General features: G+C 65.9%; 10 protein-coding genes. 5 read left to right on the forward strand and 5 right to left on the reverse strand.

The window, feature by feature from the left end; all coding sequences use genetic code 11:
• The first annotated feature begins 7 nt into the window (after positions 1-7).
• From ilvD to OVY29_RS05410, 4 genes are read left to right on the forward strand one after another with little or no spacing between them, the layout of a single operon-like run.
• Positions 8-1,867 (forward strand): dihydroxy-acid dehydratase, encoded by a 1,860-nt coding sequence (ilvD, locus tag OVY29_RS05395; protein WP_037555718.1) that lies wholly within the window; start codon positions 8-10, stop codon positions 1,865-1,867.
• Positions 1,864-2,253 carry a hypothetical protein gene (locus OVY29_RS05400; protein ID WP_037555721.1) on the forward strand — a complete coding sequence of 130 codons (390 nt, stop codon included), beginning with the start codon at positions 1,864-1,866 and terminating at the stop codon, positions 2,251-2,253. Before ilvD ends, OVY29_RS05400 begins: the two co-directional genes overlap by 4 nt.
• A gap of 32 nt (positions 2,254-2,285) precedes the next feature.
• Positions 2,286-3,638, forward strand: a complete 1,353-nt coding sequence (locus tag OVY29_RS05405) for an NAD(P)H-hydrate dehydratase (RefSeq protein ID WP_313911096.1) — start codon at positions 2,286-2,288, stop codon at positions 3,636-3,638.
• A gap of 1 nt (position 3,639) precedes the next feature.
• Positions 3,640-4,839, forward strand: coding sequence for a class I SAM-dependent RNA methyltransferase (locus tag OVY29_RS05410; protein ID WP_037555723.1), 1,200 nt, complete (start codon positions 3,640-3,642; stop codon positions 4,837-4,839).
• Between the two features lie 99 nt (positions 4,840-4,938).
• Here OVY29_RS05410 and OVY29_RS05415 read toward each other — a convergent pair whose 3' ends face one another.
• From OVY29_RS05415 to OVY29_RS05435, 5 genes are all read right to left on the reverse strand, one after another.
• The gene (locus OVY29_RS05415) at positions 4,939-5,373 is read right to left on the reverse strand and encodes an MAPEG family protein (protein ID WP_037555724.1); all 435 of its coding nucleotides are present in this window, start codon (positions 5,371-5,373) and stop codon (positions 4,939-4,941) included.
• Positions 5,374-5,386: 13 nt separating this feature from the next.
• The gene (locus OVY29_RS05420; protein WP_037555725.1) at positions 5,387-5,818 is read right to left on the reverse strand and encodes an MAPEG family protein; all 432 of its coding nucleotides are present in this window, start codon (positions 5,816-5,818) and stop codon (positions 5,387-5,389) included.
• A 67-nt stretch (positions 5,819-5,885) separates the two neighbouring features.
• Entirely contained in the window at positions 5,886-7,040 is a 1,155-nt protein-coding gene (locus OVY29_RS05425; RefSeq protein ID WP_037555726.1) for a CaiB/BaiF CoA transferase family protein, read from the reverse strand.
• Positions 7,041-7,112: 72 nt separating this feature from the next.
• On the reverse strand, positions 7,113-8,444 hold the full coding sequence (locus tag OVY29_RS05430) for an MFS transporter (RefSeq protein WP_037555728.1): 1,332 nt from the start codon (positions 8,442-8,444) through the stop codon (positions 7,113-7,115).
• 87 nt (positions 8,445-8,531) lie between these two features.
• Entirely contained in the window at positions 8,532-9,725 is a 1,194-nt protein-coding gene (locus OVY29_RS05435; protein WP_037555730.1) for a type III PLP-dependent enzyme, read from the reverse strand.
• A gap of 277 nt (positions 9,726-10,002) precedes the next feature.
• Here OVY29_RS05435 and OVY29_RS05440 point away from each other — a divergent pair, with 277 nt between their 5' ends.
• Positions 10,003-11,655, forward strand: coding sequence for an FAD-dependent oxidoreductase (locus OVY29_RS05440; protein WP_037555731.1), 1,653 nt, complete (start codon positions 10,003-10,005; stop codon positions 11,653-11,655).
• The last annotated feature ends 74 nt before the right edge of the window (positions 11,656-11,729 follow it).

Consider the following 11,729-nt stretch of genomic DNA (forward strand, 5'->3'; position numbering starts at 1 on the left):
TCTCCAAATGCCTTCTTATCGTTCGCGCACGACCACCCATGGCCGCAATATGGCGGGTGCCCGCGGCCTTTGGCGCGCGACGGGGATGAAGGACGATGATTTCGGCAAGCCGATCATCGCGGTGGTCAATAGCTTCACCCAGTTCGTGCCGGGGCATGTTCACCTGAAAGACCTCGGCCAGATGGTCGCGCGCGAGATCGAGGCTGCGGGCGGGGTGGCCAAGGAATTCAATACGATCGCGGTCGATGACGGGATCGCGATGGGGCATGACGGGATGCTCTATTCGCTACCGAGCCGCGACCTGATTGCCGACAGCGTCGAATATATGGTCAATGCGCATTGCGCCGACGCGATGGTGTGCATCTCGAACTGCGACAAGATCACGCCGGGCATGTTGATGGCGGCGCTGCGCATCAATATCCCGGTGGTGTTCGTGTCGGGCGGGCCGATGGAGGCCGGCAAGGTGGTGCTGAAGGGCAAGGAAGTCGCGCTCGACCTCGTCGATGCGATGGTCGCCGCGGCCGACGAGAAATATACCGACGAGGAAGTCACCGCGATCGAGCGTTCGGCGTGCCCGACGTGCGGGTCGTGCTCGGGCATGTTCACCGCAAACTCGATGAACTGCCTGACCGAAGCGCTGGGGCTGTCGCTGCCGGGCAATGGCTCGACCCTCGCGACGCACGCCGACCGCAAGGAGCTGTTCCTGCGCGCCGGACGGATCGTCGTCGAGATGTGCAAGCGCCATTATGAAGAGGGCGACGACAGCGTGCTGCCGCGCAATATCGCCACGTTCGAGGCGTTCGAAAATGCGATGAGCCTCGACATCGCCATGGGCGGGTCGACGAACACCGTGCTCCACCTGCTCGCCGCGGCGTTCGAGGCGGGCGTCGATTTCACGATGGAGGACATCGACCGGCTGTCGCGCCGCGTGCCGTGCCTGTCGAAAGTCGCGCCGGCAAAGAGCGATGTCCATATGGAGGACGTCCACCGCGCGGGCGGGATCATGGCGATCCTCGGCGAGCTCGAGCGCGCGGGGCTGCTCCACGCGCACCTGCCGACGGTGCACAGCGCGACGCTGGGCGATGCGCTCAACAAATGGGATATCGCCCGCACGAACGATCCCGAGGTGCAGAAATTCTTCCTCGCCGCGCCCGGCGGAGTGCCGACGCAGACCGCGTTCAGCCAGGACCGGCGCTGGGACAATCTCGACCTCGACCGCGAGGCGGGGGTGATCCGATCGGCCGACCATGCGTTCAGCAAGGACGGCGGGCTCGCGGTGCTGTCGGGCAATATCGCGCTCGACGGCTGCATCGTGAAGACCGCGGGGGTCGACGAAAGCATCCTCAAATTCTCGGGCCCGGCGAAGGTCTATGAAAGCCAGGACGCGGCGGTCGCGGGCATCCTTACCGGACAGGTCGAGGCTGGCGACGTCGTCGTCATCCGCTACGAAGGGCCAAAGGGCGGCCCGGGGATGCAGGAAATGCTCTATCCGACGAGCTATTTGAAATCGAAGGGGCTGGGCGCTGCCTGCGCGCTGATCACCGACGGGCGCTTTTCGGGCGGCACATCGGGGCTGTCGATCGGCCATGTCTCGCCCGAGGCGGCCGAGGGCGGGGCGATCGGGCTGGTCGAGAATGGCGATCTCATCAACATCGACATCCCGTCGCGGACGATCACCCTCGCGGTGGCGGATCGCGTCCTTGCCGAGCGCCGCGCCGCGATGGATGCGAAGGGCGACGCCGCCTGGCAGCCCGAGAAAGCGCGCCCGCGCAAGGTTTCGGTAGCACTTCAGGCCTATGCCGCGATGACGACGAGCGCCGCCAGAGGAGCGGTGCGCGACCTGTCGCAGCTGAAGGGCAAGGGATGAAGCGATTTGGGGGGGCATTGCTGGCGCTGATCGCGCTCGCGGGCTGCGATCGTGCGCCGGACAATGGCGATCTGGCTGAGGCTGAAGCGCGCGGGTCGCGCGAGGCGGCCGAAAATGGCCGTATCGAATGCGCGCTGGAGGGCGCCAAACTGTTCGACCGCACTTGCACGGTCGACGAAATGAGCGGCGCGGACGGAACGATCCTCGTCGTCGGGCGCGCCAATGTCGGTTACCGCAGGTTACAGATCACCACCGACGGGCGCGGGGTCGTGTCGGCGGATGGCGCCGAGCCGGCGAAGGTCAGCATCGTCGGCAACAATATGATCGAGGTGGCGATCGGGCACGACCGCTATCGCCTGCCAGCGAATACGGGCGGCGCGAAGTAGGCGCGTTCGCGCGATCGTGATAAGGCGGAGGCATGTCCGTTCCCGCCGACGCCCCGATCCTGACCAGCGATGCGATGCGCGAGGCCGAGGCGGCGTGCGCGGTGCAGGGAACCTCGCTTTCGGAACTGATGGAGCTTGCGGGCGCGGCCGTTGCCGATACCGCCTGGCGGATGGCGGCGGGCGCGCCGATCCTGATCCTCTGCGGCCCGGGCAATAATGGCGGCGATGGCTATGTCGCGGCACGACGGCTCGCCGAACGTGGCGCGGCGGTGCGGGTCGCCGCGCTGGCCGAACCCGCGACCGCGCTGGCGAAGGCGGCGCGGGCGGGGTGGAACGGCCCCGTCGAAGCCCTCAATGGCCGGCTAGCCGCGGCGCCTCTGATCGTCGATGCGCTATTCGGCGTCGGCCTTTCGCGGCCCATCGCCGACGATATCGCAGTTGTTCTGGGACTTTTTTCGGACCGGCGCATCCTGGCGGTCGATGTGCCGAGCGGCGTCGACAGCGACGGGGGCACCGACTGGATGCCGCCGCTTCGCGCCCATGTGACGCTGGCGCTGGGTGCGCTGAAGCCCGCGCACGTCCTGCTGCCGACCGCGCCCGCCTGCGGCCGCGTCCTGCTCGCACCGATCGGCATAGCGGCAAACAAGGCGATGCGGACGCTGCCGAGGTCGCGCGAGACGAAACCGGAGGCGGCGGCCCACAAGTTCACGCGCGGCATGGTGCTGGTCTTTGCGGGACCGATGCGTGGCGCCGCCGGCCTGACGGCCGCAGCGGCGCTGCGGGCGGGCGCGGGCTATGTCGTGCTCGACGGCAGCGAGCGCGCACCCTTTTCGGCGATCATTACCGAGAGTGACGAGAAGTTCGGCGAACGGCTCGACGATCCGCGCGTCGGCGCCGTCGTCATCGGGCCGGGATTTCCGGCGGGTGATGAATTGTTGTTCGACGTCGAGGCGGCGCTCGATTCGGGGAAGCCGCTCGTGCTCGACGCCGCGGCCATCGACGCAGCGCTGCCGCGTCTCTCCGAAACGCCCCGAAAAGCCATCCTGACGCCGCATGAAGGCGAGTTCTCGCGCGCCTTTCCGCAACTTTACGGCAGCAAGATCGACCGCGCCAAGGCAGCCGCGGCGCGCACGCAAGCGGTCGTCATCTACAAGGGCGCCGACACGATCATCGCCGCCCCCGATGGCCGGGTGGTCGCCGCGTGGCCAGGGGAACCCTGGCTCGCGACAGCGGGGACGGGCGATGTGCTCGCGGGCGCGTGCGGCGCGATGCTGGCGCGCGGCGGCGATGCGTTCGATGCGGCCGTGGCGGCGGTGGGCTGGCATATCGCGCGGGCCGCGCGTATAGGCCCCGGCTTGATAGCCGACGATCTGATAAGGGACTGACATGAGCGAAGCTGCGCTGATCGAGCGCATCGCCGCGCGCGGCGATGGCGTGACGGGCGACGGCCGCCATGTGGCGGGCGGCGTGCCCGGCGACCGCGTGCGCGACGACGGCATCATCATCCCGGGGCCGAACCGCACCGAACCCGTGTGCCGCCATTTCGGCAAATGCGGCGGATGCCAGTTGCAGCATGTCGCCGAACCGGCGCTCGCCGATTTCGTGCGCGACCGGGTGGTCGGCGGGCTTGAGGGACAGGACGTTCCCTATGGCGATGTGCGTCCCGCGAAGCTTTCGCCGCCGCAGAGCCGCCGCCGCGCCGCGCTGACCGCGCTCAGGACGGGCAAGCAGGTCGCGATCGGTTTCAACGCGGCGCAGAGCAACCAGATCGTCGACATGCGGATGTGCCCGTTGCTGCTTCCCGAACTCCTCGCGCTGATCGCGCCGGTGCGCGCATTGCTCACGATGATCGCGCAGCCGCGGCGCCCGGTAAAGGTCAAGCTGCAGATGCTCGATCAGGGCGTCGAGTTGATATTGGAGGGCGTCCGGGCCGAGGGGCTCGACGCCGCGATGGCGCTACAGGATTTCGCCGGCGCGCAAAACCTCGCGCGCTTTGCGATCGATCAGGGCGAGGGGCTCGAAATCCTCTGGCAGCCCGAACCGCCGACGATGCGCTTCGGCGACATTTTGGTCGAGGTCCCGCCTTTCGCCTTTCTGCAGGCGACGGCGGCGGGGCAGGCGGCGTTGGTCGATGCGGTGGCCGAGGCAATCGGCGATGCCGGCGCGGTCGCCGACCTGTTCGCCGGCGTCGGCACCTTCGCCCTGTCGGTGCAGGCGGGACGCAAAGTCTATGCGGCCGAGGGCGCGCGCGATGCGATTGCCGCGCTGACCGGCGCCGCGAACCGTGCCCGAGCGCTCGTGGCGACCGAGCATCGCGACCTGTTCCGCCGTCCGCTGGTGCCCGCCGAGCTCAATCGTTTCGGCGCGATCATCCTCGACCCGCCGCGCGCCGGGGCCGAGGAGCAGGTGAAGCAGATCGCGGCCTCAAGCGTGCCCGCGATCGCCTATGTCAGCTGCAATCCCGCGAGCTTTGCGCGCGATGCGAAAATCCTGACCGAAAGCGGCTATACGCTCGACTGGGTACAGCCCGTCGGCCAGTTCCGCTGGTCGACCCATGTGGAACTGGCGGCGCGCTTTTCGAAATAAATCGTCGTCCCCGCGAAGGCGGGGGCCGCTGTAGGCTTTTTCCAGCACCGCTGCGTAAAACGACCGTCGCCCCCGCCTTCGCGGGGGCGACGGGTTCTCTCAATGCAGCACAAATCCCATGAAGGCGTGCAGGCAGAGCGCGAATAAAGCGAGGCTGGCCAGCGCGAAGACAAGGAAGCGCCACATGACGCGATTGACCGTCACCTGAATCAGGCTGTGGACGATGCGAAGGACGACATAGGCCCAGGCGATCTGGGTGTTGAGGCCGCCGCCCATTCCGCCGACCGCCAACGCGATCGCGACGGCATAGAAGACCGTCGGCTGTTCCATCAGATGGTTATAATTGTGCGCCTTCCACTGCACTTCGGGGGGAAGGACGTCGTCGAGCCCCTTGCCGGTGCCGCCGACCATCTTTGCCGCGTCGATCTTTGCGCGCTGCATCGCCGGGATGCGCGTCGCATACATCCACACCCACATGATCATCGACCAGAGCGCGAGCGTCGCGACCGGTCCCAATATGGCGTTCGTGTCCATCCTTCTTTCCCCCTCAACCCAAAGTGGCGATTACCGCAAGCAGCGCGAGGGCCAGAAGACACAGGGTCGACGCCGCAAAGATGGCAAAGCGCACCGGAATGCGGTTCACCGTCGCCTGCCAGACGCTGTGCACGACACGCAGCGCGACATAGGCCCAGGCGATCCATACGACATAGGCGGGGTAGCCGCCGACGCCGTGCAGGATCAGGATGACGGCATAGAAGAGCGTCGGCTGTTCGAGCAGATGCGTGTAATTGTGCGATTTCCAGTTGGTGACGGGCGGCAATATGCCTTCGAGGTCGCCGCCGCGACCGCCCGGTGGTGCTGCCTTGAGATCGATACCCGATTGGGCGAGCGCGCGAAAACGCGTCACGGCGACCCAGACCAGCATGACGAGCGTCCACAGGATCAGCACCGCGCCCGGTGCGAGGATGTTCGGCGTCATATGGCTCCCCCTTTTGTCGTGTGGCTGCGATGCTAGGGATGATGCGCCGATATGCAATTGTGAAAATTCAGCGGTGCCGGGTCGCGAGTTCGCCGCGGATCGCCGCGCCGTCGCCGTCGACGCGCGGCGCGAAGCCGAGATCGCGGGGCGGCATCGCGCCATATTTCACCGGCGGCTGCATTTCGTGGAAGGCGCCGGCATCGGGATGGGTGCGGTGGCGGAAAAATCCGGTCGCGACCAGATGCGGGTCTTGCCTGACGTCCTGAAGGTCGCGCGCCGCCATCGCGGGAATGTCGTTGGCGGCGAACAGTTCCAGCCAGTCGGCGCTGGTCTTTGCCGGCGTCTTGCGCGCGATTTCGCTATAGATGATCGGCATGTGCTGCCCTTTGGCCTTTGCCGCCTCATATTCGGGGGTCGCGAGGAGGTCGGCACTTCCCAGCAGGCCCAGCAGCCGCGCCGTCGAGTCGGGGGTGTAGGGAACGATCGCGAGATAGCCGTCGCTTGTCGGGAAAGGCTGACGCGTCGGGTCGAGCTGGCGCGGATAGCCGGCGGGCCCGATCGGCGGGTCGAGCGTATCGTCGCGCAGATGTTCGGTGAGCATGAATGAAGCGAAGCATTCGAACATCGGCACTTCGACCTCTTGCCCTTCACCCGTGCGGAGTTTGTGGACGAGCGCAGCGAGGATAGCCTGCGCGCCGAACTGGCCCGCGATCTTGTCGGCGATCAGCGACGGGAAATAGCGCGGGGCAGGGTTGCCGTCGACGCGGGGAAGCAGGCTGGTGGTGCCGGTCGCCGCCTGGATGACGTCGTCATAGGCCTGAAGGTCGGCGTAGGGGCCGTCCTGTCCGAAGCCCGTGCCATGGACGTAAATGATATCGGACTTGAGCGCCTTGCAGCCTTCGTAATCGAAGCCGAGCCGCGCGATCGCCTTGCCCCGCACATTGTGGAAGAAGACGTCGGCGTCCGCGATCAGCTCGCGAAGCACCGCCGCGTCTTCGGGCTTTTTGAGATCGAGCGCTATCGAACGTTTCCCGCGATTCACGGTGAGGTGGATCGACCCCATCGTCGGGTCGGGAACGCCGTTGCCGAGATAGCGCGATATGTCGCCCATGCCGGGGGTTTCGATCTTGATCACCTCGGCGCCGAGATCGGCGAGCATCTGGGTCGCATAGGGTCCGAAGATGACCGTGGTAAGGTCGACGACCCGGATCCCTGACAACATATGCGCACATCCTCTCTCTGCTTCGCGCGCAGGATAGAATGATTGCAAAGTAAAACGGAAGAGGCTTCGTCGTCAGGCCGGCTGTTCTGTCGGGCGACCCGCTTCGTTGCCGGTTCCGACGGCGTAGGCGGCCGATATGCGGCGATAGGATTTCGACCGGAAAGCCGCGATCGTCGCGATGACGCCGAGCGCGCCGGCAATCGAAAAGACGATCGCGATGCCGCGTTCGGGGCCGCGACCGTACCAGTCGCCGATCGCGTCGGCGCCGGCACCGTCGGTCATCAGCGGCACGAAGACGAACTGCGTCAGCGGCGCGATCAGGAAGGCGGTGAGCGGCGAGGCCGACTGCTCGACCGACTGGGCGAAGCCGAAAACGCGGCCCTGCCGTTCGTAGGGAACGACCTTTTGCAGCGTCGTCTGTTCGGCCGCTTCGGCATAGGGACCGAGGAACATCCAGAGAAAACAGCCTGCCGCAAGCAGCAGGATCGACGACTGGATCGTGAAGAAGACCGCGACGATCCATGCCGCCAGATTGACGAGAAGCAGGGTGCGGACGGGGTTCGCGCCGAGCCCGGTTCGCGCGATCACCATCCCGCTGAGGATGAAGGCGCAGGAAATGACGGCCCAGAGCAGCCCCCATTCCTCGACCTTCATCAGCGACAGGCCATAGGCATCCATCAGCGCCATGAAGACGCCGCCGAGAAGATTGTTGAAGGTCGTGAAGAGGATGAGCGCGATGAGGCCCGGAATGCCGAGCACGACGCCGAGCGTCCCGGCAAGATCGATGCGCCGCGGCGCGTCGTGCATTTCGGTATTGCGCGGCTCGTCGACCCGAACGAACAGCATGTGGAAAATCGCGACCAGCGTAAAGCCGATCGCGAAAGCCAGCGTCCCGACCATGCCGCCCCATGCGACGAGGAAGCCGCTGATCGCCGATGTCGTCAGGAAACCGATGCCGCTGACCATGCCGACGAGGCCATTTGCCTTATCGCGCCGGTCTTCTGGAACAAGGAGGGTGACGAGCGTGGGAAGCGCGATCATGCGGATATTGCCGACGATCACGGCGAACATCGTGACGAGGATGAAAAGCCAGAGCGTGAGGCTGCCGGTATCCGCGCCGCGAATGTCGGGGTCGAGCGCATAACCCGCCAGCGCGGCGGCGTAGAGCGCCAGCGACGCCATGCTCGACACGAGCATCATGTTGCGCTTGCCATGATGGTCGACGAGGCTGCCGAACCAGATGCCGAGCGCGGCGGTGAGCACCAGATAGATGCCGGCGATCATCCCCGTCGCGAACACCGACCGGGTTTCGAGAAAGGTCCAGAAGGTCAGCGCGAACCACACCGTGAAATTGGTGATATTGGCGATCAGGTTGTTGGCGAGGAGATGATGGAAGGGCTGCATGGGAGGCGCAATCTAGCGCTCCCGCCCAAAAGGAAAAGGGCCGGTCGCATCGCGCGCCGGCCCTCTTTTTTTCCGAATTGCCGTCCGTCAGAACAGCTTGGTCACCGTCGCGCTGCGGCGTTCCTGTTCGACTTCGCCCGTATAGAGGCTGACCATGGGTTCGTCGCTGACGACATGGGTCTCGTCGGCGCCGAAGCCGTTGAACTTGGTCCGCATCGCGCAGCCATAGGCGCCGAGCATCCCGATCTCGATGAAATCGCCGGCCTTGATGTCGGCAGGCAGGAAGAAAGGCCCCGCCATATGGTCGAGATCGTCGCAGGTCGGGCCGTAGAAGCTGAACGGCACCATCTCGGCGTCGCTGCCCGCGTCGCGCTGCAGCGTGACCGGAAAGCGCCAGCCGACATGCGCGGCGTCGAACAGCGCGCCATAGGCGCCGTCGTTAATGTAGAGTTCCTCGCCGCGGCGCTTTTCGACGCGGACGATCAGCGAGCTATACTCGGCCGACAGCGCGCGGCCCGGTTCGCACCAGAGTTCGGCCGAATAGCTGATCGGCAGGCTTTCGAAGCTGCGGTGGATCGTCTCGAAGTAGGCGTCGAGCGGCGGCGGCTCCATGCCCGGATAGGATGAGGGAAAGCCGCCCCCGACATCGATGATGTCGACGGTGACCGACGCCGCGACGATCGCGGCGCGGACGCGCTCCATCGCCTGCGCATAGGCGTGCGGCGTCATCGCCTGGCTGCCGACGTGGAAGCAGATACCGAGCGCGTCGGCGGCCTGCCGCGTCGCCATCAGCAGTTCGGCGACCTCGTCGGGCTCGGCGCCGAACTTGGCGGCGAGGCTGAGCTTCGAATGGTCCGACGAGACGCGCAGGCGCACGAGCAGGTTCAGATCCTGCGCGCCTTCGGTCGCGCGGACGATCTTTTCGAGCTCGTCGAGCGTGTCGAGCGAGAAAGTGCGCACGCCATGCTTCCAATAAGCTTCGGAAATCGCTTCCTCGGCCTTCACCGGGTGCATGAAGCAGAGCGTCGCCTGCGGCAGCGTGCGCGCAACGAGGCGGACCTCGGCGATCGACGCGACGTCATAATGGGTGACACCCGAATCCCACAGCACGCGCAGCAGGTCGGGCGACGGATTCGCCTTGACCGCATACATGGTCGTGCCGGGAAATCGCTCGATGAAGAAACGCGCTGCGCGCCGCGCGGCATGCGGGCGGACAAGCGTAACAGGTTCGACCGGCGAAAGTGCCTGAATCAGCCCGTGGGCGCTATGATGCTGGTGCAACTCAAGGGACCCCCAAAAATAACGTTAAACATCCAAGGCTGCCTTGCGGTTATTGGAAGTCCCCCTGGGGCAGCGGGTTGCGCATATATGGCGGGGGGTCTCCCCTGTAAAGACCCTCCCTCGCAATTTTGTAACGCGATGGTAACAGGCGAAGTCGAACCGGGGCCGATCCGTGTCAAACCGCGTCGAGCCGCGCAATGCGAGACGAGTACGAGACAAGGCTTTGTCGTCGCGCTAGAGACGGCACATAGTCAAAGCCGAAAAGGACCTCCCCGCCATGGTGTCTCGCGCCGACGTGAATCATGACTTTTCCGACGCGGAACTCGAAGAATTGGCAGCCTATGGCACGATCGAGTCGCATCGCGCCGGCGACCTGATCGTCGAGGAAGGCGCGATGGCGCCCGACTGCATCATCACCCTGTCGGGGCATACCGATATCTATGCGTCGACCGACGAGGGGCGCAAACGCGTCGGCTGGATGGAGCGCGGACAGTTTTCGGGCGACCTGTCGGTCCTGACCGGTCAGCGCCACCTGTCGCGCGTCGAAATGGGCGCGGACGGCGAGATCATTCGCATCGCTCACGCCGATTTCCAGCGGCTGATCGCGAGCAACAGCCATTATTCGGATATCTTCGTCCGCGTGCTTTCGGCGCGACGCGAGTTCAGCAAGCACCGCGGCTTTGCCGTCACGATCATCATCGGCGCGGCGATGGATCGCAGCGTCTATGCGATACGCGACCTGTTGATGAAGCACGGCGTCGCGCATCGCTGGTTCGACCCCGCCGACGGGCCGGTCGCAGGACATCTGCTCGCCGAGCGCGGGCTGACCGAGGATCAGCTGCCGGTCGCGATCCTCGGCGCCGCCGAAGTGCTGGTGCAACCGACCCCCGAGCAGCTTGCGGTGGGGCTCGGGCTCGATCTGCTTCCGGATGGCGCGACCGCCGATGTGCTCGTCGTCGGGAGCGGGCCCGGCGGGCTCGCGGCGGCGGTCTATGCCGCCTCAGAAGGGCTGACGGTCATCGCGCTGGATTCGCTCGCGCCGGGCGGACAGGCGGGCACTTCGTCGAAGATCGAAAATTATCTCGGCTTTCCGACCGGCATTTCGGGGAACGAGCTAGCGCGCCGCGCGACGGTTCAGGCGCAGAAATTCGGTGCGCGGCTGGTGTCGCCGGTGCGCGCCGCGTCGATTAATCGCGACGGCGACGCCTATTGCCTGCACCTCGCCGACGGACGCAAGCTGCGCAGCCGTGCGGTGGTCGTGGCGAGCGGCGCGAAATATCAGAGCCTGCCGATCGACGGGATAGAGGCCTATGAGGGCCGCGGCATCTATTATGGCGCGACGCCGATGGAGGCGCAGCTGTGCAGCGACGCCGAGGTGACGATCGTCGGAGCGGGCAATTCGGCGGGGCAGGGGGCGATCTATCTCGCGAGCGTCGCGAAGAAGGTCTATGTGATTTTCCGTCGCGGCAGCCTCCGCGAGACGATGTCGGAGTATCTCGTCAAGCGGCTGGAGGAGCATCCGAATATCGAGATCATCCCGTCGACCGACGTCGTCGCGCTGCACGGCGAAGAACATCTGGCGGGCCTGACCTATCGTTGTCGCGAAACCGGAGACGAGGGGCATTGCGATTGCGGCTTCCTGTTCCTCTTTCTGGGCGCAAGCCCGAACACGAGTTGGCTGCCCAAGGAAATGGTGTGCGACGAGCGCGGCTTCGTGAAGACCGGCACAGACATCGCTCCGCTCGAGCTCGTCAAGGCGGGCTGGTCGCTCGACCGCATGCCGAGCCGGTTCGAGACGAGCTGGCCGCGCATCTATGCCGTCGGCGACGTTCGCAAGGGATCGGTGAAGCGCGTCGCCTCGTCGGTCGGCGAGGGATCGGTCGTGGTCAGCGACATCCATCAGGCGCTGGCGGAGCTTGGCACCCAATAATCCTCCCTGCCGCGAAGCGATGGGGAGGGGGACCGCTCGCGTAGCGAGTGGTGGTGGAGGGGCGGCGTCACAGC

Source organism: Sphingopyxis sp. SE2 (assembly GCF_032227185.1).
Taxonomy (GTDB): Bacteria; Pseudomonadota; Alphaproteobacteria; order Sphingomonadales; family Sphingomonadaceae; genus Sphingopyxis.